The sequence below is a fragment of the Methanothermobacter tenebrarum genome (assembly GCF_003264935.1).
In the GTDB taxonomy this organism is placed as follows: Archaea; Methanobacteriota; Methanobacteria; order Methanobacteriales; family DSM-23052; genus Methanothermobacter_A; species Methanothermobacter_A tenebrarum_A.
In genome coordinates, this window is the sequence record NZ_QLOE01000002.1 from 26,066 (window position 1) to 47,874 (window position 21,809).

22 protein-coding genes are annotated in these 21,809 nt (G+C 41.0%); 11 read left to right on the top strand and 11 right to left on the bottom strand.

The annotated features are described in order from the left end of the window. Positions 1–34: 34 nt before the first annotated feature. Positions 35–1,132 carry an inositol-3-phosphate synthase gene (locus DPC56_RS01580; protein WP_112093327.1) on the top strand — a complete coding sequence of 366 codons (1,098 nt, stop codon included), beginning with the start codon at positions 35–37 and terminating at the stop codon, positions 1,130–1,132. A gap of 3 nt (positions 1,133–1,135) precedes the next feature. Here the strand turns inward: DPC56_RS01580 and DPC56_RS01585 are convergent, their stop codons facing one another. Then, positions 1,136–1,549: a V4R domain-containing protein gene (locus DPC56_RS01585; RefSeq protein WP_112093328.1), complete on the bottom strand. Its 414-nt coding sequence runs from the start codon at positions 1,547–1,549 to the stop codon at positions 1,136–1,138. Positions 1,550–1,635: 86 nt separating this feature from the next. Beyond that, entirely contained in the window at positions 1,636–1,821 is a 186-nt protein-coding gene (locus DPC56_RS01590; protein ID WP_112093329.1) for an ATP-binding protein, read from the bottom strand. 274 nt (positions 1,822–2,095) lie between these two features. Between DPC56_RS01590 and oadA the strand changes: the two genes are divergently transcribed. Beyond that, the gene (oadA, locus tag DPC56_RS01595; protein ID WP_112093330.1) at positions 2,096–3,808 is read left to right on the top strand and encodes a sodium-extruding oxaloacetate decarboxylase subunit alpha; all 1,713 of its coding nucleotides are present in this window, start codon (positions 2,096–2,098) and stop codon (positions 3,806–3,808) included. Here the strand turns inward: oadA and queC are convergent, their stop codons facing one another. Genes queC through DPC56_RS01610 form a run of 3 tightly spaced genes read right to left on the bottom strand, consistent with a single transcriptional unit; the run spans position 3,809 to position 6,023 of the window. Then, positions 3,809–4,480, bottom strand: a complete 672-nt coding sequence (queC, locus tag DPC56_RS01600) for a 7-cyano-7-deazaguanine synthase QueC (RefSeq protein ID WP_112093331.1) — start codon at positions 4,478–4,480, stop codon at positions 3,809–3,811. A gap of 6 nt (positions 4,481–4,486) precedes the next feature. Beyond that, positions 4,487–5,683, bottom strand: a complete 1,197-nt coding sequence (gene larC / locus DPC56_RS01605) for a nickel pincer cofactor biosynthesis protein LarC (protein WP_112093332.1) — start codon at positions 5,681–5,683, stop codon at positions 4,487–4,489. 10 nt (positions 5,684–5,693) lie between these two features. Then, the gene (locus tag DPC56_RS01610; protein WP_112093333.1) at positions 5,694–6,023 is read right to left on the bottom strand and encodes an MJ1244 family protein; all 330 of its coding nucleotides are present in this window, start codon (positions 6,021–6,023) and stop codon (positions 5,694–5,696) included. 58 nt (positions 6,024–6,081) lie between these two features. On the opposite strand from DPC56_RS01610, the gene DPC56_RS01615 reads away from it, so the two are divergent. Genes DPC56_RS01615 through upp form a run of 4 tightly spaced genes read left to right on the top strand, consistent with a single transcriptional unit; the run spans position 6,082 to position 8,875 of the window. Further along, positions 6,082–6,966 carry a phosphatidylglycerophosphatase A gene (locus tag DPC56_RS01615; protein ID WP_112093334.1) on the top strand — a complete coding sequence of 295 codons (885 nt, stop codon included), beginning with the start codon at positions 6,082–6,084 and terminating at the stop codon, positions 6,964–6,966. Further along, positions 6,963–7,706: an adenosylcobinamide-GDP ribazoletransferase gene (cobS, locus tag DPC56_RS01620; RefSeq protein ID WP_112093335.1), complete on the top strand. Its 744-nt coding sequence runs from the start codon at positions 6,963–6,965 to the stop codon at positions 7,704–7,706. Before DPC56_RS01615 ends, cobS begins: the two co-directional genes overlap by 4 nt. A 7-nt stretch (positions 7,707–7,713) precedes the next feature. Continuing rightward, positions 7,714–8,256, top strand: a complete 543-nt coding sequence (locus DPC56_RS01625; protein WP_181454357.1) for a tRNA (cytidine(56)-2'-O)-methyltransferase — start codon at positions 7,714–7,716, stop codon at positions 8,254–8,256. Next, positions 8,240–8,875: a uracil phosphoribosyltransferase gene (gene upp / locus DPC56_RS01630; protein ID WP_112093336.1), complete on the top strand. Its 636-nt coding sequence runs from the start codon at positions 8,240–8,242 to the stop codon at positions 8,873–8,875. Before DPC56_RS01625 ends, upp begins: the two co-directional genes overlap by 17 nt. Here the strand turns inward: upp and DPC56_RS01635 are convergent. Genes DPC56_RS01635 through rplJ form a run of 4 tightly spaced genes read right to left on the bottom strand, consistent with a single transcriptional unit; the run spans position 8,868 to position 13,328 of the window. Next, the gene (locus DPC56_RS01635) at positions 8,868–9,362 is read right to left on the bottom strand and encodes a fumarate hydratase C-terminal domain-containing protein (RefSeq protein WP_112093337.1); all 495 of its coding nucleotides are present in this window, start codon (positions 9,360–9,362) and stop codon (positions 8,868–8,870) included. The genes upp and DPC56_RS01635 overlap by 8 nt on opposite strands. After that, positions 9,359–10,501: a tyrosine decarboxylase MfnA gene (gene mfnA / locus DPC56_RS01640; RefSeq protein ID WP_112093338.1), complete on the bottom strand. Its 1,143-nt coding sequence runs from the start codon at positions 10,499–10,501 to the stop codon at positions 9,359–9,361. The genes DPC56_RS01635 and mfnA overlap by 4 nt, the downstream gene beginning before the upstream one ends. A gap of 33 nt (positions 10,502–10,534) precedes the next feature. Then, a complete protein-coding gene (gene ppsA / locus DPC56_RS01645; RefSeq protein WP_112093339.1) occupies positions 10,535–12,814 on the bottom strand; it encodes a phosphoenolpyruvate synthase in 2,280 nt (759 codons plus the stop codon). A gap of 31 nt (positions 12,815–12,845) precedes the next feature. Continuing rightward, on the bottom strand, positions 12,846–13,328 hold the full coding sequence (gene rplJ, locus DPC56_RS01650) for a 50S ribosomal protein L16 (RefSeq protein WP_112093340.1): 483 nt from the start codon (positions 13,326–13,328) through the stop codon (positions 12,846–12,848). Between the two features lie 221 nt (positions 13,329–13,549). On the opposite strand from rplJ, the gene DPC56_RS01655 reads away from it, so the two are divergent. The 5 genes from DPC56_RS01655 to DPC56_RS01675 all read left to right on the top strand — a co-directional run bounded on the left by DPC56_RS01655 (position 13,550) and on the right by DPC56_RS01675 (position 19,972). Next, on the top strand, positions 13,550–13,771 hold the full coding sequence (locus DPC56_RS01655) for a KEOPS complex subunit Pcc1 (protein ID WP_112093341.1): 222 nt from the start codon (positions 13,550–13,552) through the stop codon (positions 13,769–13,771). Then, positions 13,768–15,303: a serine--tRNA ligase gene (serS, locus tag DPC56_RS01660; protein WP_112093342.1), complete on the top strand. Its 1,536-nt coding sequence runs from the start codon at positions 13,768–13,770 to the stop codon at positions 15,301–15,303. Before DPC56_RS01655 ends, serS begins: the two co-directional genes overlap by 4 nt. Before the next feature lie 208 nt (positions 15,304–15,511). Continuing rightward, on the top strand, positions 15,512–16,645 hold the full coding sequence (gene mpgS / locus DPC56_RS01665; protein WP_112093343.1) for a mannosyl-3-phosphoglycerate synthase: 1,134 nt from the start codon (positions 15,512–15,514) through the stop codon (positions 16,643–16,645). Beyond that, complete coding sequence (locus DPC56_RS01670) at positions 16,642–17,433, top strand: HAD-IIB family hydrolase (protein WP_245923825.1); 792 nt, start codon at positions 16,642–16,644, stop codon at positions 17,431–17,433. The genes mpgS and DPC56_RS01670 overlap by 4 nt, the downstream gene beginning before the upstream one ends. Before the next feature lies 1 nt (position 17,434). Further along, positions 17,435–19,972 carry an alpha-mannosidase gene (locus DPC56_RS01675; RefSeq protein ID WP_112093344.1) on the top strand — a complete coding sequence of 846 codons (2,538 nt, stop codon included), beginning with the start codon at positions 17,435–17,437 and terminating at the stop codon, positions 19,970–19,972. On the opposite strand, the gene DPC56_RS01680 is transcribed toward DPC56_RS01675, so the two are convergent. Together DPC56_RS01680 and DPC56_RS01685 are read right to left on the bottom strand one after the other, a co-directional pair. Continuing rightward, positions 19,969–20,682, bottom strand: a complete 714-nt coding sequence (locus DPC56_RS01680; RefSeq protein ID WP_112093345.1) for a peptidylprolyl isomerase — start codon at positions 20,680–20,682, stop codon at positions 19,969–19,971. The genes DPC56_RS01675 and DPC56_RS01680 overlap by 4 nt on opposite strands. Next, a complete protein-coding gene (locus DPC56_RS01685) occupies positions 20,673–21,773 on the bottom strand; it encodes a nucleotidyltransferase family protein (protein ID WP_112093346.1) in 1,101 nt (366 codons plus the stop codon). The genes DPC56_RS01680 and DPC56_RS01685 overlap by 10 nt, the downstream gene beginning before the upstream one ends. Between the last annotated feature and the right edge of the window lie 36 nt (positions 21,774–21,809).

Here is a 21,809-nt window from a genome sequence, read left to right on the forward strand (position 1 = left end):
CACAATAAACTGGAATACTGGAAGGGTGTTCTAATTGGGTAAAATAAAAATCGCTATCATAGGCGTGGGGAATTGCGCAAGTTCCTTAATCCAAGGAATATACTATTACACGGGAAAAAATGAAGAGGATGCCATAGGATTAATGCATTGGGATATAGACGGTTACAAACCAGAGGATATAGAAGTTGTCGCAGCATTTGATATTGACAAGAGAAAAGTGGGGAAAGACCTGAGCGAGGCAATATTCGCCCCCCCAAATTGCACAAAAATATTCTGTGAAAACATACCCTGGATGGACGTTGAAGTCGCAATGGGCCCAGTCCTCGATGGTGTAGCATCCCACATGAAAGAATATGATGAAAAATACACATTCTCAGTTGCAGATGAAGAACCGGTGGATGTTGTGGAGGTCCTAGAGGACAGTGGCGCGGAAATACTCCTAAATTACCTGCCAGTTGGTTCAGAGAAGGCCACACGCTATTATGCTAAATGTGCACTCGAAGCCGGCACAGCCTTCATAAATAACATACCAGTATTCATAGCAAGCAACCCAAAATGGGCATCCCGTTTCGAAAAGGCGGGTCTGCCCTTAATAGGAGATGATATAAAGGCCCAGATAGGGGCCACTATAACACATAGGACGCTAACACAATTATTCAAAAACAGGGGTGTTAGATTAGATAGAACCTACCAACTAAACACCGGTGGAAACACTGACTTCCTAAACATGCTAAACCGGGACAGGCTCCATTCAAAGAAAAAATCAAAGACAGAGGCTGTACAATCCATCCTAGGCGATGAAAGACTAGACCCAGAGAACATACATATAGGTCCAAGCGATTATGTAGCATGGCAAAAAGACAACAAAGTCTGTTACCTTAGAATGGAGGGGAGGATCTTTGGTGACGTTCCCATGAATCTTGAAGTCCGCCTTAGTGTCGAAGATTCGCCCAATTCTGCAGGTTGTGTCATAGACGCTATAAGATGTTGTAAACTAGCGCTCAAAAGGGGAATTGCAGGCCCCTTGACATCCATATCAGCCTATACAATGAAACATCCGCCAATACAATATCCTGACGAGAAAGCAGCCAAGCTGGTTGATAAGTTCATCAGCGGGGAAATTGAAAGATGAATTTTATATTTCCTCAAAAAGGCAGGTTCTGTCTCCAAGACCCCAACACTTCACTTCTTTAAGGTCTATATCATCTCCTAGGGCTGATCCGAGCAAACCCGCTAATAGGCCGCCTTCAAAATGGCACAGTGGCCTTCCAACCTTTGGGTGTCCTGAACAAGTGACGCATTCGTCCACTTTAACCCTTAAAGGGTCCGTGCTCAAGATCTTTACCCTGCCTATCTTTTTTTCCTTGAAAAAAGCGACTATCTCATCTAAATCTATTTCCATGTCAGTGGTTGCGGTTTTCGCACCATTGTATATTAGGCCATCCACTCTTTCACCTAACATTTCCATTGGTAGGAAGCGGATCATGCGGAAGAATTCAACATCAACGAACCTTCCAATAGTGGGTCTTTCAATCTTTCCAAATTCCATGGAATGAACACCCTCCAGTAGGGTCAATGGGGGAATGTTAGAAATTTTAACCCCCCCTCACAGGATATTCATTGTGTGGGGTTTTTTTATTCTGGTTCTACTTTTATGGCTTCATTTGGGCATACATCCATGCACACCTCACATTCATTGCAGTCTTCAGGATTTTGGACCTCTAGTTTGTCATCAACTATTATGAGTATCTCCATTGGGCATAAATCGGCACATTCTCCACATGCATCACATTTGTCATAATCTATAATTATCTTTGCCATCTTTGATTCTCCTCTGGTCTTTGAATTATAATCCCTTAAGATTTTACTATAATATAACCATAACCCTCAAAGATTAGAAAATATTGCAAAAAAGTGAGCTTAAAAATATTTTACTATGGCTCGAGTGGTAGTGTATTATCCTACTATGAGAACCTTCCCATAGTAATAATATGATTTTGTTATATTATGAGTAGGCTTCCTTTTTCTTTGTTGAAGTATTTAAGTCAGTTTTTACTATTGTATATAGAGATGATCAATCACCGTGAGGGTCAGCATGAAAAGGATAAAAATTGTTGAAACAGCATTCAGAGATGCGCATCAATCACTCCTTGCAACCCGTATGCGGACACGAGATATGTTACCCATAGCCGAAGATATGGATAAAGTGGGCTTTTTTTCATTAGAGGCATGGGGTGGTGCAACATTCGATACTTGTATAAGGTACCTTAACGAAGACCCATGGGAGCGTCTAAGAAAATTAGATGAAAAGGTCAAGAAAACCCCTATACAGATGCTTTTAAGGGGACAGAACCTTGTAGGATATAAGCACTACCCTGATGACATAGTTAAAAAGTTTGTTGAAAAAGCCTACGAGAACGGTGTTGACATCTTCAGGATATTCGACGCCCTAAACGATATAAGGAACATGGAATATGCTATTAAGGTGGCTAAGGACCAGGGGGCCCACGTCCAGGGCACCATCTGTTATACAATAAGCCCATACCATACCCTCGACAAGTATGTGGAATTTGCCAAGGAACTCGAGGCTCTAGAATGTGATTCAGTCGCTATAAAGGACATGGCTGGCCTAATATCACCGCATGATGCTTATGAGCTTGTTAAAGCACTTAAGGAGGAGACAGACCTTTTAGTGAACCTCCACTGTCATTGTACGAGTGGAATGACCCCCATGAGTTATTATGCCGCGTGCCAGGCCGGTGTTGACATACTAGACACTGCAATATCACCCTTATCATGGGGTGCTTCACAACCTCCAACCGAGAGCGTGGTAGCCGCCCTCAAGGATACACCATATGATACTGGTCTCGACCTCAAAAAATTAACCCAAATAAAAAAATATTTCGAGGAAATCCGGGAAAAGTACAAGTCCATACTAGACCCAATAGCAGAACGTATAGATACAGATGTCCTAATCTACCAGATACCCGGGGGAATGCTATCAAATCTAGTAGCCCAACTCAAAGAACAGGATGCCCTCGACCGTTATGATGACGTCCTGAAAGAAATGCCAAGGGTGAGGAAAGACATGGGATACCCTCCCTTGGTAACACCTACAAGTCAAATCGTTGGAATACAAGCTGTTATGAACGTGCTTTCAGGTGAAAGATACAAGATGGTGTCAAACGAAGTCAAAGACTACTTCAGGGGCCTCTATGGGAGGCCGCCAGCGCCTTTAAACCCAGAAGTAGCCGCCAAGATAATAGGAGACCAGAAACCTATAGACTGCAGACCAGCCGACATACTAGAACCCCAATTCGAAAAGTACAAGAGAGAAGGAGAAAAACTTGGGATAATCCGGAAAGAAGAAGACATCTTAACATTCGCACTTTACCCAACGATAGCACCAAAATTCCTCAGAGGAGAAATCGAAGAAGAGCCACTAAAGCCGCCAAAAGAGGCCGTGCCTGGACTTGCCGAGGCTGTTCCAACCCAGTACCTTGTAGAAGTAGACGGGGACGAATTCGAAGTCAAAGTGATACCTACAGGTTATTTGACTATTGAAGAAAAACCGAAAAAGCCAGAAGAACCAGTGGAAGGTGCTGTGGAGTCCACCATGCAGGGGATGATAGTGAAACTAAAAGTTAAAGAGGGTGACATAGTAGAAGAAGGAGACGTTGTAGCGGTAATAGAGGCCATGAAAATGGAAAACGACATACAAGCACCACATTCTGGGGTTGTGGAGAAAATATACACCCAAGAGGGGGAGAAAGTGGAAGCAGGGGACATACTCATGGTGATAAAATAATCAAAATTTATAGACTGTAGGATCCTCTATTCCAGCAAATTTAAAAGCCCTTTTTCTCCTCATACAAGATTCACATAGGCCACAATGCAACCTCCCACCCTCATAACAAGAATATGTGACCTCTAGGGGTGCTTTAAGCCTATGACCCTCCTCTACTATCTCCTTTTTAGTATAATTTATCAAGGGCGCCTCTACCTTAACATCTGCAAGAACACCCACTTCAAGGAGCTTGTTGAACGCTCTTAGGAATCTCCAGGAATTATCAGGGAAAGTCCTTGCTTCCTCCTTGTCCCAGCCGACTATGATGGCCCTTGCATCTATCGCATCTGCATATGCCGCTCCAATGGAAGTGAAAACAAGATTGCGACCTGGAACCCAAACCATCCTAGCGGTTTCCTTGGCAACATCAGATTCTAATTCATCCATTGTGGGTTTTGGTATTCTATTTTTTGTTGTGAGGGCTGAACCTCCAAGTTTTCCAAGCCAAGGAAGTTTAATAACATGATGTTTGAAACCATATGTTTTGCTTATAATCTTGGAGGCTTCTATTTCCATCATAGCACTTCTCTGACCATAATCAAAGGTTATGGCATGTATGTCATACTTTTCAGCGAATTTTACTGTGGCCACGGTCGAGTCAAGGCCTCCTGAAAGTATGCTGATAGCCTTCAATTTGGTTCACCATCTCCTATTTTTGAATTGTTCTTCTGCCATTTCCATGACTTCACGTAGAGGGAGTCCAGTTTTTGATGATATCTTTTTCGCATCTTCGTATTCTATACGTGCGCTTATTATTTCAGAATCTAGGAAGGCTACTTTGAAGTTTGCTGTCCATTCGCCTTTGATATTAACTTTAAATGGTATTTTATCCCTTTTTAGTATTGTTCTGTGTACTTGTGGGAATATTCTGATGCCAAGGGTTCCTGTTTCCTTGAATATTCTCCTTAGGATATTTTCTTGGTCTTCTGGTTTGGATATGACCCTCAAGAGGTGGCCTGGTCTGTTTTTTTTCATTAGTATGGGTGTGATTGTCACATCAAGGGCTCCTTCTCCTATTAGATCATCGAAAAGGTTTCCTATTATTTCACCGCTTAAATGGTCCAAGTTTGTCTCGAATAATACTATTTTATCCTCTTCTAGGCTCTTTGTGCCCTTTATTATCCTGAGTATATTGGGGAAGTCTGGATCCATTTTACCCGCGCCATATCCGATCTCAACCACCCTGATGGGTGGAAGGAAGTTCTTGAATTCATCTACTATGTTAACGAGTAATGCTGCACCTGTAGGTGTTGCAAGTTCCATTTCAACAAGTCCTCCGTGGATTGGAACCCCTCTAAGGATCTCAAGGGTTGCTGGGGCGGGTATTGGGATCCTGCCATGGGCTGAGGTGGTTGAACCTCCCCCTAATGCTACCGGGAGTGAATAAACTTTCTCCTTGTCAAATCCTAAGCTGAAATATGCGAATGCCGCCCCGAAAACGTCTGCAACAGCATCTGATGCTCCAACTTCATGAAAGTGTATATCATCTAGGGATTCTCCATGGATTTTCGCCTCGGCTTGTGCTATGGTATGGAATACTGCCCTAGAAAATGATATTACATTATCATCTATGAGTGGATGGTCAATGCTTTCAATTCTTTCCAAGAACTCAGGATACTTAAAATTTGGCATGGAAGCTTTTTTCACTTCAACATAGGTGGCTTTTATACCAGCCCTTTTAACATCAGAAACTTTAACATCAACACCGCCAAAATAGGATGCTGCGGCCTCCATAACCTCTACAACCTCGTCTGGGTGGGCTCCCAAGCCTATGAGAGCCCCTACGATCATGTTACCAGCAACACCAGCTAATTGGGGGTCTACAACCACTACCATTGAGGATCAGTTATGGTGGTGAATTCACGATTATGCGTTTTACAGGAACTTCTAAAAGGGTGTAACGTTTATCAGAAAGTTCATCCTTGAATCTTTCTATTATATTCTCTACTTGTTCCTCATCAACCACAGAACAGAGAAGTATAGCATCCCTTGCATGATTCCTTATAAGTGATATGGCGGATTCCGGATCCTCCCTAACAATGAACCCACTCCACTCACTAGGGGAAATACCTTTATATTCCACTAAATAAAATCCTGTGACACCCTCCTCTGCAAGTATATTTATAACCTTGCCAAGGTTTTCAACTTCAATAAACACCCTAAGATGCACCTTCATAATATCACCAAAGTTTAGATATGTGAAGATGACTAAATAAAACATTTGGTGATCCTCAATGCAAATCGTAAAAGGCGAAACTAGCATCCAATACAACAAGAACAAGCTAACCATAAAAAACAGCCATGGACTAAAGACACTAGAAGTATGCGAGACAAAAAGCGGCTTCCATGAAACAAAAAAGATAACATACCCAAGCAATGATATGGGAGCATCCGCAGATAATTTTAAACTCCTCCTAAAAGACTTTGAAAACATAACTTGCAGTATAGGAATTGGAAATTCACTACTAGACCTTATAATATTCATAGACGATAACAAAAGCCTAGAAGAACTTTTATCATATCTTAAGATAGTAGTAGAAACCAAGGACAAAATACTAGGACCCTTAACCAGATTCTACAAATCCAAAACCATCCTCATAATAAGTAGAGAAGGTCAACCAGGAAACTGCAACACCAAAAAATTAAAAAATTGCATAAAAACAAGCCTCCTTGAAACACTAAAAGATAATAATATAAGTATACTCGATCAGCTAAGAGAAAAGGGCATACTATTAGACGAGCTCGTAGAAGCCGGTCTCAAACTCTGCATAGGAGTTGAAATAGACAATAAGCTAAAAGAAAAACTCAAAAGGCAATTGATCAAATCATTGTCTGACATCAACGTTATAAGCTTAATATTAGCTGCGATAAGAGCTGAAGAAGACCTCCAATATCATAGGATAAAAAACGTGAACATAGATGATGATCCAGCCCACCTTTACGCTGATGAAGTCCTGGGGATGGCGGTTGCCAACCAAATTGCAGGTACAAAGGCAATATTCAACTTTAAACGTTACGATGAAGAAAAACCAGGTATAATAAGTAGATTAGGTCCAATGACAGATGATGTTATCGCAGGTCTCATCGCAGGATCCATGTCAAAAATCTTCGAAGAATGATAACCATGCTACGTGAAATAATAGGCCTCCTATCCTTCCTAACAATACTACCACTAAAAACACATATTAGCATACCAAGGATCGCAAAATACACATGGTTATTCCCAATCATGGGAGCCATCATAGGCCTCACCGGAGGAATCTTCGCAACCCTACTACAACTACTAGGAATGCCACCCATCATAATAGCCAGTCTAACATATGGATTCCTAATCTGGTTTACAGGCTTCCACCATCTAGACGGACTCATAGACATGGGCGACGCCCTAATGGCCCATGGAAGCCCAGAAGATAAGATCAAGATAATGAAGGACGAACGCATAGGAACCGGAGGGCTCAGTTTATTCTTTATCATCGCCATCACAACATTCACATGCCTCTATTCAATACTCCCAGGCCAACTACTCCAAATGATAATAATCGGGGAAGTAGGCGCCAAGATGGGCCTTGTAAGTTCATGCATCATATCAAAGCCACTCAATGAGGGGATAGGACGCCACTTCATAATAGAAATGGACAAAAAAAAATTCATAGCATCATCCATCCTATCATTTATCATTGGATTTTCACTACTCAAATATCAAGGCATGATAGGAATACTTGCAAGTATAATCGGGGGCCTATTCATCGGAACAGTTGCAAGAAAGAACTTCAAATATACAACAGGAGACGTTCTCGGCGCATCCAACGAATTCAACAGGATGCTAACACTAATCATATTAGTACTTGGGAGTAGGTGAAAAATAGATGATGATAAAAGTTTTAAGATTAGGTCACAGGAAAGCCAGGGATGCCAGGATCACAACCCACGTATGTTTAGCTGCGAGGGCGTTCGGCGCTTCAGAGGTTATCATTAGTGGGGAACAGGACGATAAACTCATAGAGAATGTTAATGACGTTACCGAAAGATGGGGTGGACCATTTAAAGTATCATATCAAAAAGATTGGAAGAAAATCCTAAAGGAATGGAAAGGTGAAATAATACACCTTACAATGTATGGTATACCCATACAGGATATTATAAAAAAGATCAAAGAAAGTAAGAATGAAAAATTAATAATTGTCGGGGGGCCTAGGGTGCCTGGGGAGATCTTCAAGATAGCTGATTTTAATGTGGCAGTCACAAACCAGCCGCACTCAGAAGTCTCCGCACTTGCAGTATTTCTTCACATGTTTTTCGAGGGGAAAGAATTAGAAAAAGAATTCGAAAACCCTAAAATAAGGATAATACCCTCAAAGGAGGGTAAAAAAATAGTGGATGGGGGGGTGAAAGATGATAAAGCTAGTTGATAATCTTATAGTCCAAGAAAAACTTGGGAGGATACGCCGCAAAGGGATCGACCCGGCACATTTCAGGCATGGTTTAACCGATATTGGACGTTATATGGCATATGAGTTCGCTAACACACTATCCTATGAAAAAACTAGAGTTCAAACCCCACTGGGAGTTGCTGAGGCCCCGAGAATTACAGATGAGATAACAATCATAAGTGTTTTGCGAGCATCATTACCATTCAGTTATGGTATAATGAAAGTGTTCCCAGAAGCCCAACATGGGATAATCGGAGCATGGAGAGAAGACAAAAGCCCATTCAAGGTTCACATTGACTATTTCAAAATACCAGAAGTTCATGGCAAGATAGTGATAATAGCAGATCCGATGCTAGCAACAGGGAACACCATGGAACAAATACTAGAAAGGCTAAAGTCTTTCCCCATTAAAAGACTTGTAATATTTAACATAATATCAGCAAAAGCAGGACTTGAAAGGATAAAAAGATTTGATATAGAAGTTTACACTTGTTCCATCGAAGAAGAACTTGACAATTCAGGTTACATTGTACCGGGTCTCGGCGATGCTGGGGATCTTGCATTCGGGAAACCATCAAAGACTATAAACCTCAAATGATGGATTTCCCATGGGCTGCCGCGACTATACCCGGGAATCCCTCAACTTCTAACTCATAGAGTGCTTCCATACCCTCCTCCTTATATGCGATAATTTTCTTTGACTTTACTCTGCTCGTAAGCAAAGCCGCCACAGGAGGCGTGACCACAAATATCGCACCAGCTTCATCTAATGCGTCTATAGTCTCCTCTTTGAGGGCTCCCTTCCCTATATGTATGAGAACACCCGCAGATGCTAAAAATGGGATGCTTTCTTCGATATCCTTCTTGTTACTGCTCGTTGGGGCGATACCAGCATCGCTTACACCTGTGTGCATTATAGCCGCGCCCCTCAAATCTACTGGTGACCTGCCAGATTTCACAGCATCCACTAGCCTTGGCAAAACAGCATCCCTGCCAGTATAAATCTTACCCTTTAATAGGATCCTATCACCAATTTTTAAAGATTTCAACTTGTTTGGTGTGGATGGTACTCTTATCTCCATCATATCCTTGTAAGATCCTCCATGAAAGCTTCTATATGTTCTTTTTTGATATGGGGCATTAAAACTATCCTCACAGCTGGGGGATACGATGAAATGGACACAGACCAACCTTTTAATCCAAGTTGATGTGCAAGAGCCTCAGGGGGCATGTCAGGCGAATTAAAAGCTACAATATTTAACTGGGGTTCTGTTACAAGCTCGAACCCACACCTTTTAAGTTCACGGGCTAAAAAATGTGTTATCTTCATAGAATCCTTAACAACCCTTATATATCCTTCCCGTCCCATATATTTCATTATAGCCCATGTTGCGGCTGCTGAAGCCCCACTACGAGTCCCTACTATAGTTGATTGCTGCTTCTCTGTAAGATATGGTGTCTCGATACTCATAGAATCAAGATACTCCCGTCCCCTGAAGACTATACAACCACTTGGTATAGGGGCTAAACCCATCTTATGAGGATCTATAGTAACAGAAGTAACACCTTTCAGCCTAAAATCGAAATCAGGAATATCATAACCAGCCTCTTTCAGGAAGGGTATTATGAATCCTCCAAGGGCCGCGTCAACGTGTAAATATACCCCTTCATCCTCACATAATCTTGAAAGTTCTGGTATGGGATCCACAAGTCCAAGTTCAGTAGTCCCGGCGATGCCTACAATAGCAACTGTATTGGATGATAGGAGCTCCCCAACAGAATCAATATCCACCCTATAATCAGGGCCGAGCGCGGCTTCCTTCAAATTTAACCTTAAAATCTCAGCAGCCTTTTTAAAAGAAAAATGAGCCGACTTGGGAACTATTATCTCCGGCTTCACAAGACCTTTAATATTACGGGCGGCACGCATTGCCATCAAATTAGCCTCTGTACCCCCAGTTACCACATGCCCCACCACATTAGGGTCGCCGAGGAGCTCCCCAATCATTTTTATCACATCATTTTCAAGAGCCCTTGTACCTTTAAAAAGGCCAGGGTCTCCAAGGTTAGACTCTATGAATTCGCAGAAAACTTCCTTTGCAATAGGATGGGGACTAGTACACATTGAACCGAGTATCCTACCTGAATCGTAGGTTAAGTCTTCCTCTTTAACCTTTTTTAAAAGTTTTAAAATTTTATCCCTAGAGAGGCCTTTGAAGTCCATTTCTATAACCCAAAGAAAAAATAGGAAAATGTTTTATCCTAGTAGTTTTCTCGCCGCTTTTAACATGATTTTTTGCTCTACTCTTGCAACTGTCCTTCGGACTTCTCCAACTGCATCTGTATTAGCCGATACGCTGTCGATTCCAAGTTCGACTAGTCTTTCAACTATCCATGGTATGCTCCCTGCTTGGCCACATATGCTTGTCTTGACACCGGCTTCCCTACACTTTCTTATAACCCTTTCTATGAGTTTCATGACTGCTGGGTGTCCTTCTGTGTAAAGATCGGCGACTAGTTCATTGTTCCTATCAATTGCAAGTGTGTATTGTGTTAAATCGTTTGTACCGAAACTTACAAAGTCTATCCCAACATCTATGAAATCTTCGATTATTAATGCGGCGGCTGGAGTCTCAACCATTATACCAAATTCAACATCCTTGTGTGGTTTGAGGCCAACTTCTTCTGCAATCTCCTTGGCTTTCCTTAACTCATCTGGATGCTGTACAAGGGGTATCATTATACCAATGTTGTTGTATCCTTTCTCTTGCAACCTTTTAATGGCTTTGAACTCGGCTTTTAGGATTTCAGGCTCATCAAGTTCTCTTCTGATACCTCTCCAGCCTAACATTGGATTGTGTTCGTATGGTTCGTCTTCCCCGCCTTTCAATGTTTTGAATTCATCTGTGGGAGCATCTAATGTCCTATACCATACAGGTTTAGGATAGAATGCGTCCGCAACCTTCATAATATTCTCAACTAATATTTTAACTAATTCTTCTTCCTTCCCATCCTTTATAAACTTCTTTGGGTGGACTCCGGGTGTTAACATCATGTGTTCAGTTCTTAGGAGTCCTACCCCATCAGCTCCGGTAGCTGCTGCTTTCCTAGCAGCCTCTGGCATGCTCACATTAACCTTGACCTCTGTAACAGTGAGTAATGGGGCCTCTGGTGGAATTTCCTCTGTCACTTTTTCCTCCTTTTCTTTGGGTGCTGCGATCTCACCCTTGTATACTATGCCTTTTGTACCATCCATGGTTACAACTTGGTTGTCTTTTAGTTTACGGGTTGCATCACCAGTTCCTACTATACATGGTATGCCAAGCTCCCTTGATACTATGGAGGCATGACATGTGACGCCTCCTTCATCTGTTAGGATTCCACTTGCCCTCTTCATCGCAGGTACCATGTCTGGTGTGGTCATCACAGTTACGAGTATGTCTCCTGTCTGTATTTTGTCAAGTTCATCTATATCCTTTATTATTTTAACTTTACCCGAAGCAAGACCTGGACTAGCACCTAAACCCTTTAATATGATCTCTTTCTCCTCTTCTTCTTTTTCTTCCGGGACTTTAATCTCTGTTAATGTTGTAACAGGCCTTGACTGTAACATGTATACTTTTCCTTCTTCTATTGCCCATTCTGTATCTTGAGGGAACTTATAATGTTCATGGATTTTCCTTCCAAGGTCTGCAAGTTTCGCTATCTCCTCATCTGATAAAACTCTCTTCTCCCTCATATCATCCGGTACCGGGACTTTAACTGTCTCGCCATCTTCTCTTTTGAACATTACATTCTTTTCACCGATTTTGAAGTTTAAGAGTTTCCCTGTGGCTTTATCAACTGAATAAGTGTCTGGGGTTACAGCCCCAGAGACCACAGCCTCTCCCAAGCCCCATGAAGCCTCTATTAATAGGATGTCCTCGCCCGTTGAGGGGTGTGCTGTGAACATTACACCAGCCTTTTCCGCGTTCACCATCTCCTGGACAACCACTGCTATGGAGACCTTTGCATGGTCGAAGTTGTTCTGTTCCCTGTAGAATATCGCTCTTGCCTCGAATAGTGAAGCCCAACACTCTTGGACATGTTTTAGCACATCCTCGGCCCCTTTTATGTTGAGGAAGGTCTCTTGTTGGCCGGCGAATGATGCTTCTGGCAAGTCTTCTGCTGTTGCGGATGAACGTACAGCAACATACACGTCCTCTCGGCCTATGCGCTGACATAGAGCATTATAGGATTCTATTATGATGGTTTGAATGTCCTCAGGCACCTCGGTAGATACTATAATATCTTTTATTTGCTTGGAGACTCTCTGAAGTTCCTTTGTATCATTAACGTCTAAGTCCTCAAGTAAGCCCATAACCTCTGGGAATAGGCCAGTGTCTTTCATGAACTTGTCATAGGTCTTGGATGTCACAACAAAACCTGGAGGTACTGGTATGCCTGCACGGGTTAGTTCACCAAGGTTAGCCCCTTTACCTCCAGCTATAGGCACGTCATCCTTGGTGAGTTCCTCGAAAAATGCCACGAACTTCATATTATCACTAAAAAAGGATTTTGAGGGGGTTTTATTTGATAAGTTCTTCTCCTCGGTCGATTATTATCTTGCATGGGACTGGGAATTTCATCGCAGCTCTCCTAAGAGCTTCCTTGGCGTTCTTGAAATTCCTCTTATTGGTTTCGATTGTTATTATTCTCTGGTTTTTCTTGACTAGTGCAACAGAACTCACTGGTTTGCCGAAGGCCTTTCTCATACCATCCTGCACACGGTCGGCCCCGGCGCCTGTGGCCATTGGATTTTCCCTTATGATATGGTGCGGGTAGACTCTAATCTTCAGATGGTAGCCCATTCTACCAGCCTTTCTCTGCATGTACCTGTTCGAGGCTATCCTAGCCGCCTCAAGGGCGTTATGTGTGATCTGGGCAGGAGCTTTAACGGCCAAACTTAAAGATAATGGGAAAGAACCTGACAAATTGCCCATATCATATTGGACTATCTTTACTCCAGGAATCTTCTTAATATACTCACGTCTAGTATATGCACGAACCATAATAATCCTCCCTTATATCTTATGAAGATAAAAAATTTACCTTATGTGAATTTCTCCAACTCCTTTAATAAACTTTTATCCTATATCACTTAAAATAATTTTTAGGTTGCAAAAAGTTTTGAAAAATACCAAAGTATATTGCAGCCCAAAAAAATTATGAGATAAAAAAACTAGTGGGAAAGATTATCAAACCTTATGGGCGTGGGGGATGTGTGCAAAATATGATGATAAAAGCAAAAATCAGATTAGATTACAAAGACACTGAAACTGCTTGGATAACTTTCAAGGCACTTGAACCAGACAATCGAGGTTTCATAGATAGTGAGATAATAGGTAAGAGTATAATATTCAAGTTAGAAGGGGAATCCATAGGTAGTATACGTCAGAGTATAGACGACCTACTAGTCTCTGAGATGATAATCGAAAATATGGTGATTAAATGAAATTTAAACTCAAAGGGAGAATAATCTTCAATAAAAAGGTATCACCTGCAATGGAAGAAATAGAAGAATTCATAGAAAAAGCCAATAAAGATCTCCTGTTAAGGGGTTCAAAAGAAGAAAAAGACGCCTCAAAGATAACCCAATGGAAGATCAAGGACAAAGAAATCCAACTGACAATAATATCAGGTAGGAGGGTAAGAGCCCATGACGGACTCTTAAGACTCAAAAAGCCATTAACCCAACTACTAGGACCAAAATATCATATTGGGATCCGTAAAATGGTTGTTGACGATTACACTTTCAACACAAAAATACCCAGAGACATCCCAGAGGAAAAATTAGATGAGATCAAAGAATTACCCTTTGTAGACACTTTAAAAATCGAAGAAGACACGCTAAAAATCCATTTCAAACCATTAGATGAAAAAGAGCTTAGAAGACACGTTATTGACCGTGTGGTTAAACAAGTCCAAAATCTCTTGGAATTTGAAGAAGATTTAACAGTGAAGATTACAAAGGCAAAACCAGGGGAAATAGTGGCTAAAAGCAGACCATACAAACCATTATTCTCCGGAGACCCAACAGAGGAGGCTATAAGGCGTGGATGGGTTAAAAAATTCCCGGGAAGGGGGCAATGGTTCTACACACCACCCATCACAGCCCTACACAGGGCCCTCGAAGAACTTGTAATCCAAAAGATCGTCAAACCGCTAAAATTCCAAGAATGCCTATTCCCAAAACTCATACCACTACCCATAATGCAAAAAATGAGATACCTTGAAGGACTACCAGAGGGCATGTACTATTGCAACGCACCACGAAGAGACCCTGAAACTTTCGAAAAGTTCAAAAAGGAGCTCATAATAAAAAAAGAGATACCCATAGACTTGCTTAAGGAAGGATTAAAAAATCCGGGGTATGTTATCGCACCTGCACAATGCGAACCTTTCTACCAGTTCCTATCACATGAAATAGTAAAAAAAGAGGATTTGCCAATAAAATTCTATGACCGCAGCGGATGGACCTACCGATGGGAAGCCGGAGGCGCTAAAGGACTAGACAGAGTCCACGAATTCCAACGAATAGAACTAGTCTGGCTTGGAACACCAGAACAAACAGAAAAAATAAGAAACAAAACCGTTGAATTATCACAGAAACTATCAGATGAACTCGAACTAGAATGGTACACCGAAATAGGAGACGACCCATTCTACCTAGAAGGCCGGAAAATAGAAGAAAGGGGCATAGAATTCCCAGACATACCAAAATACGAAATGCGAATAACACTACCAGGAGAAGAAAAAGGAGTGGCTGTCATATCAGCTAATGTGCACGGAACACACTTCATAGAAGGATTCTCAATAAAAGAAGCCCATGGAGAGAAAATATGGACAGGATGCACAGGCATAGGCCTCACAAGATGGGTGTTCGGATTCCTAGCCCAAAAAGGCTTCGAAACCAATAACTGGCCCAAACCAATAAAAAACAGAATAAAAAAAGTCGAAATCCCACCCATAGTAACCTGGCCATAAAACCCCCTTCAAATATTGGGAGCCCCCACTTCACCAATATTTTAGACACACCCCCCAAGAAAAATAACTTCATACTTGGCATAGGCTACCATCGCCATTCCTTGCGGATAAACATATAAATCAGAAGCTCTTATATTGTAAATCCTCATTTTTTGGGAAAATTTTATACTATCCCTCTAACAATAAATTTCAAAAAGGAGAGATTATCATGCTTGTCGAGGCGCCTAAAGGCGTTGAAGACATAGGCCCTATTAGGGTATATTATCCACAGAGTATAATCAAATTAGAATCTAAGAGTTCAAGTTTATCTGCTCTTAATTTTCCAAAGGAGAGTCTTAAGCATATCCTCGAAGATTTCTCTATTATAGTACCTATCAAAAATGAAAATATAAGATTATTTGATAGTGTGATCCGTTCAATACCTGCTGATTGTCATATAATAGTGGTTTCAAATAGTGACAAAGAAAAATGCGAAGAAGAAATGAAAGTTGTGGAGGATTTCCACAACATAGCAGGGGATCCTATAATCTTCGCGCATCAAAGAGACCCTAGTATCGGGTCAATATTAGAAGATATGGGGTATACAAATATACTTGATAATGGGATAGTAAGGGATGGTAAAGGCGAAGGTCTAATCATCGGCCTTTTAATAAACAAATGCCTTGGAAGAAAATATGTTGGTTTTGTTGATGCTGACAATTATATGCCCACATCAATCTATGAGTATGTTCTAGATTTTGCAGTTGGAATAGCAATGTCAAAGACGCCCTATTCGATGGTTAGGCTATTATGGAGGTATAAACCGAAGGCTGCAGGTAATAGATTACATCTTGAAAAATGGGGTCGTGTCTCAAGGATTACGAACAAGTACATGAATTTACTTCTAAGCAGCCGATTAGGGCATGAAACTAAGATTATAAAGACTGGAAATGCAGGAGAGCATGCCATGAGCATGGAACTAGCCGAAAGATTAGCATATGCCCCTGGTTATTCCTTCGAACCCTACCAGTTGATCCACATGCTAGAATCCGCGGATGGCCTAAATCTTAAGGATGGGGTCGAAGTGTTCCAGATAGAAACTTTAAGCTCGCATATGCATGAAAACAAAGGCGAAGAACACGTCAATGATATGATACTCAGTTCATTATCCACTATATACCATAGTAGACTATCCAACAAGGACATACAAGAAAAAATAGTAAAAGAATTAAAAGACAAAAACATCCTAGAGGATGATAAACCACCAAAGAATATTATAATACCCCCAATCAGGGACATTAACGCCAAACATTTTATAAATTCTGTAAAGAGGGAATCTGATATTTTCATGGAATTGAGGTGAACAATATCTTATATATCATCTTCACAGACTTGGACAACACACTATTAAACAAGGAATATTCCTACAGCGAAGCCGAAAAAGTTCTCAGAGAACTAAAAGAGGCTGAAATACCCATTATTTTTTGTTCAGCTAAAACCAGGAGAGAACAGGAGAAAATAAGGGAAAAGATGGGAATATACCACCCATTCATAGTAGAGGATGGATCGGCGATCTACATCCCCAAAGGATACTTCAAAGAAACAAAAGGTAAACCAATAAACAATTATGAGATTATTGTTCTAGGCACAAAACTTGAAAATATAATCAAGGAAATCCAGAAGCTGCAAAAAAAAGGATATAAGATAATAGGCTACCAGGACATGACCCCAGAAGAAATCGCAGAGATTACAGGACTAAGCATCCATGATGCCAAACTCGCCAAGAACAGAGAATTCAGCGAAACCATCATAGAATACGACGAGGAAGGATTAGAGAAACTAAAAAGAAAATTCAACGTCCAAATAGGGGGCAGATTCATACACGTCTTCGGCAAAGGAGCTGATAAAGGCAAAGCCATAAAAATCCTCACAAAATTCTACAAGGAAGAACATGAAAAAATTAAAACAATAGGCATAGGAGACTCATATACAGATGAACCACTCCTAAAAGCCGTGGACATCCCAGCACTAGTAAAAGGATACAATGGCCAATGGGCCCAAGTAAATGTGAAAAACCTCTACTATGCAAAAGAGGCCGGCCCAAAGGGTTGGGCAGAAACCATGAAAAAATTCATCCCCAAGGTGAAATAAGATGGATGAAAAATATGTTATACACCTCGTCCCACATACACATTATGACGCAATATGGGTTTTCACAAAGGAAGACTACTTCTATATAAATATTGACATGATCCTCAAGGCCGTGATAAAAATCATGGAAAAATCCAAAGACTACAAATTTCTAATAGAACAAACATACCTCCTCGAAGAAATCGAGAGAAGATACCCTAGATTATTCGATAAAATAAAAAAGTACATCAAAGAAGGGAGGATCGAAGTAGCAGACGGCGAATACCTAATGGCAGACACCATGCTACCACAAGAAGAAACACTCATACGAGAAATACTCATAGGCAAAAAATATCTCAAAGAAAAATTCAACCTAGACATAGAAGTCATGTGGCAGGCCGACAGCTTCGGATTAAACGCCCAACTCCCCCAAATATACCGCAAATGCGGCTACAAGTACTTAGCCTTTAGAAGGGGCTCCCCAGAGAATAAACCATCAGAATTCCTATGGGAAGGACTTGACAAGACAAGAATACTAACACACTTCATGCCACTAGGCTACAGGGCGGGCCTAGATTTTAAAAAACTCGAAAAAAATTTCCATATCCTCAAAGAACTCGCAGCCACCAACCATATACTAATGCCATCAGGCAGCGGAGTTACAATGCCACAACCTAACACAGAAAAAGTTGTCAAAAAATGGAACAAAACACACAAAAACTCCAAGATGATAATATCAACATCCAAAGATTTCTTTAAAAAATTGGAAGAGTCCGCCAAAAACCTCCCAATCAGAAAAGGTGAAATGTACAGTGGCCGATACTCAGAAGTATTCCCAGATGTCGCATCAAGCAGAATCTGGATAAAAAAGAGCCTGCGAAAATACGAAAACTGGTTAAACACCTTCGAAAGATTCTCAACCATAAAATTCCTCATAGACAACCACTATCCGGAAGAAATCTATGAATGTTGGAAAAAACTCCTATTCTTAGCATTCCATGACGTGGCCCCGGGCACGGGAGTCGATGAAGTATACGAAGAAGTTAAACAGAATATAAAATTCCTCAAGCAACAACTCACCACACTCACACCCAAGGTTTTAAAGGCTATCACATCCAAAGGAAGCCAAAAAGAGGATATAATAGTCTATAATCCATTCCCTTGGGATTCCAAGGATTGGGTTGAAGTCGACTTAAATTTTGAAGAAAGCCAAATAAAAAGTATTGGCACCCTAGAATGTGAGGGGGAAAAAATAGACATTGAAATATTAAAGGAGACTAGACACGCTGACGGGTCGATAAAGTCTGCTAGGATAGGTTTCATAGCAGAGGCGCCCCCACTTGGTTACAGAACATATAAAATCCTCGAAAGGGGGTGGAGAAAGGGAAAAAATGGTATAAAAGTCCTTGATAATACCATCAGGAACAGATTCTTCGAATTATCATATTCGCCAAAGAATGGGTTGATCAAAGTTAAAATGGACGGGGAAGAAATCCTCAAAGGCAATGAAATAATACTCGAAGAAGAAATAGGAGACCTATACAATCACAAAGAAGGGCTGAAAGAAGTCTTGAAAAGAGAATCAAGCAGTGGAATAAAATATGGGGCCTTCAAGGTCAAAGACATCCGCATAGGAGGTTCAGATCTTAGAAAAGTATTAGAAATTAAAGTTGACTATTATTCACTAAGATGGCCTTACCGCCTAACAAAAAAGTGGAAACCTCGAATCTGGCGACACAAATCCCTAGCCTGCACCAAAAAAATAATAATCTACAGGGACATTCCCAGGATAGATTTCGAGATAAAATTAGAAAATAAGCATCCCAGGACCAGAATACGGGTACTCTTCGAAACACCCTTCACCAACCCCACCTACAATTCCGAAACACAATTCGGGGCCATCACAAGAAAAACAGACCAATACTACTTCGCAGCAGAGGATTGGAAGGAAAAACCTTCAGGAACGTCCCCCTCACTCAGATGGATAGCCTATGAAGAAAACGGGAAAGGAGTCGCGCTCTTAAACCTTGGCAACCCAGAACATGAAATAAGGGACGGGAACATATACCTCACACTATTAAGATCAGTAGACCTACTATCAACCGATGGAAAAGCAGGGCCCATAATACCAGTACCAGATGCTATGGAATTCAAAGAATACACATTCAAATACTCAATATACCCTTACAATGGTAACTGGAAAGAATCAAAAGTCTACAAGATGGGATACGAATTCAACTATGGACTAATCGGACTACAATTAGATAACAGAGCATATAAGACTAGTGAATCATTCCTGGAGATCAGACCAGACAATATCATACTCACAGCACTTAAAAGATCAGAGGAAAGGGATCATATAATAATGAGATTCTATGAGGCCGCTGGAAAAAATACGAAAGCTTGTTTAAGATTCTTCAAAAAACCTAAAAGTGTAGAAATTGTTAACATGCTAGAAGAAAAAGATGAAGAATTTGACAAGGAGATCATCATGGATGGTGAGTCCATCAAACTCTCCATGGACCCCTTTGAGATCGTCACATTAAAACTTGAATTCTAATCTTCCTTTTCTTCTTTTTTTGTGAACACGTCAACAAATTCCACCTTTTTAATGTCCATGTTCTCCCAGATATCCCTGGCAATCCTGAACCTTGAAAGTGTAACATCCATGTATGGCCTTCTATCAAAGCGGCTCAACTCATCCATGTAGATCTTAACTGTACCATCATCAATTTCAACCTGGATCTTATCAAGGTTGATCTTATCCAATGGATAATATAATTGTATCATGCTCTTAACCTTCTCAGTATCATCCTTGATTATCTCCTTAACCTTAATATCATATTCAAGGGTTTTGCCTGCAAGTTCATGATTAAAATCTACACGGACACGGCCACCATCTATACTCTGGATCCTGCCTTCATGACCCTCTAAGGTTATGCTCATACCAACCCTCGGTTTAATGCCTTGCTTTTTAAATTCTATCATTGGTATGAGCCTTACAAGGTTAGGATCTCGTTTACCGAAGGCTTCTTCTGGTTCGAGTTCAATATGCTTTTCTTCCCCTTCTTCCATGCCAAGAACAGCCTCATCCAATCCTTTGATAAGATGGCCTCCTCCAACAATCACAGGAACCGGCCCGAAGACTTTTTTGATTTTTAGACCGGCCTCTTTGGCAACATCCTCTATGGTGGTGTCGAATACCTCACCGGTCTCTTTGACACGTCCTGTGAATTCTAATCTTACAAAATCTCCCTTTTTCACTGCCATATCTCTAGCCTCCTATGTGGTATTCTATCTTCAAATTCCTTTAAAACCTCTTCATTCTTATAATCTAATATTCTGATGGTGGAAGGATAATTTTCTATATATTTAGAGATCAGTCCTTTATGAACTTTTGCCTCTAGCACAGATAATATACGATTCTTATAATGTTTGCTGAAACCCCGGGGGATGCAAGCCAGTATCTTCTCTATACTATTAAATGGTCTATTTTCTATGATGGCATTGGCAGTTTTTTCATCAAACAGGTTAAGTTCTAGGAGTTCATCACGTCCTAGGAAGTTTGCATTTTCTATTATTTCATCTTCAAGGCGGATTTCATGTAATGGTGCTCTGCCTTGGCTGATTTCATCCTTGAGAACCTTAAGCGTCTCAGGGGGTAGCATGTTCTCTATTTCGTCAAGCCGCCCCTCTGATGTGGCCTTCCTGATCAAAGTGCCACTTATACCCTCTAAGCGTTCCACGAAGATGAATTTATCCTTAAAATCGAATCCTATCTTCCCAAGGGCTCTTGAAAGTGATAGGATGACATAATTATCCTCTTCAAGTTTGCCCTCCAATATTGTCTCACCAGTTTCAAGGTCGACTATCCTATAAGGGCGTGGAACCACCCTATGCCCCTTTTTTATCCTCTCCAGGATCTCTTGGAAACCTTCCATTGGCCTATAACCCCTTGGGATATAATCGGCATCAAGGGCCTTGAACATCTTAGCAAGACAGATGGAATATTGTCCAGAACCCATAACACCCATTGGGGGCCCCTCAACTGCAATGTCAGCCCCCACCATTACAGCGGCCTTTGCACGGGCTCTTCTCGTCATTATATAGGGTAGACCTCTTCCACTGCGCTCCAACGGCCCTGGGATAACTGCCACGAATAAACCGTCTGGTATCCTCTTCTTGGCCTCGAACATGCAATGCCTATGACCATTATGTAAAGGAGAATATTCTGTAAAATCGGCTATAATAGGCCTATCAGACGATGAACTCCCATACAATGGGGTGTGTTTAGAATCATCTACTATAAGCTGAAAATCTTCCCTGATAATCTCCTCTATGAATGAATAGTCAATTTTCATAGAATAAAATATAATAACTCATAGTGAATATTTTTT

Coding starts and splice junctions, on each gene's coding strand:
- oadA (WP_112093330.1), top strand. CDS start 2,096: ATGAAAAGGATAAAAATTGTTGAAACAGCATTCAGAGATGCGCATCAA.
- DPC56_RS01590 (WP_112093329.1), bottom strand. CDS start 1,821: ATGGCAAAGATAATTATAGATTATGACAAATGTGATGCATGTGGAGAA.
- ppsA (WP_112093339.1), bottom strand. CDS start 12,814: ATGAAGTTCGTGGCATTTTTCGAGGAACTCACCAAGGATGACGTGCCT.
- DPC56_RS01675 (WP_112093344.1), top strand. CDS start 17,435: ATGGATGAAAAATATGTTATACACCTCGTCCCACATACACATTATGAC.
- rplJ (WP_112093340.1), bottom strand. CDS start 13,328: ATGGTTCGTGCATATACTAGACGTGAGTATATTAAGAAGATTCCTGGA.
- DPC56_RS01610 (WP_112093333.1), bottom strand. CDS start 6,023: ATGAAGGTGCATCTTAGGGTGTTTATTGAAGTTGAAAACCTTGGCAAG.
- DPC56_RS01635 (WP_112093337.1), bottom strand. CDS start 9,362: ATGATGGAGATAAGAGTACCATCCACACCAAACAAGTTGAAATCTTTA.
- DPC56_RS01585 (WP_112093328.1), bottom strand. CDS start 1,549: ATGGAATTTGGAAAGATTGAAAGACCCACTATTGGAAGGTTCGTTGAT.
- mpgS (WP_112093343.1), top strand. CDS start 15,512: ATGCTTGTCGAGGCGCCTAAAGGCGTTGAAGACATAGGCCCTATTAGG.
- DPC56_RS01680 (WP_112093345.1), bottom strand. CDS start 20,682: ATGGCAGTGAAAAAGGGAGATTTTGTAAGATTAGAATTCACAGGACGT.
- DPC56_RS01625 (WP_181454357.1), top strand. CDS start 7,714: ATGATGATAAAAGTTTTAAGATTAGGTCACAGGAAAGCCAGGGATGCC.
- serS (WP_112093342.1), top strand. CDS start 13,768: ATGAAATTTAAACTCAAAGGGAGAATAATCTTCAATAAAAAGGTATCA.
- mfnA (WP_112093338.1), bottom strand. CDS start 10,501: ATGGACTTCAAAGGCCTCTCTAGGGATAAAATTTTAAAACTTTTAAAA.
- cobS (WP_112093335.1), top strand. CDS start 6,963: ATGATAACCATGCTACGTGAAATAATAGGCCTCCTATCCTTCCTAACA.
- upp (WP_112093336.1), top strand. CDS start 8,240: ATGATAAAGCTAGTTGATAATCTTATAGTCCAAGAAAAACTTGGGAGG.
- DPC56_RS01655 (WP_112093341.1), top strand. CDS start 13,550: ATGATGATAAAAGCAAAAATCAGATTAGATTACAAAGACACTGAAACT.
- larC (WP_112093332.1), bottom strand. CDS start 5,683: ATGGTAGTGGTTGTAGACCCCCAATTAGCTGGTGTTGCTGGTAACATG.
- DPC56_RS01685 (WP_112093346.1), bottom strand. CDS start 21,773: ATGAAAATTGACTATTCATTCATAGAGGAGATTATCAGGGAAGATTTT.
- DPC56_RS01615 (WP_112093334.1), top strand. CDS start 6,082: ATGCAAATCGTAAAAGGCGAAACTAGCATCCAATACAACAAGAACAAG.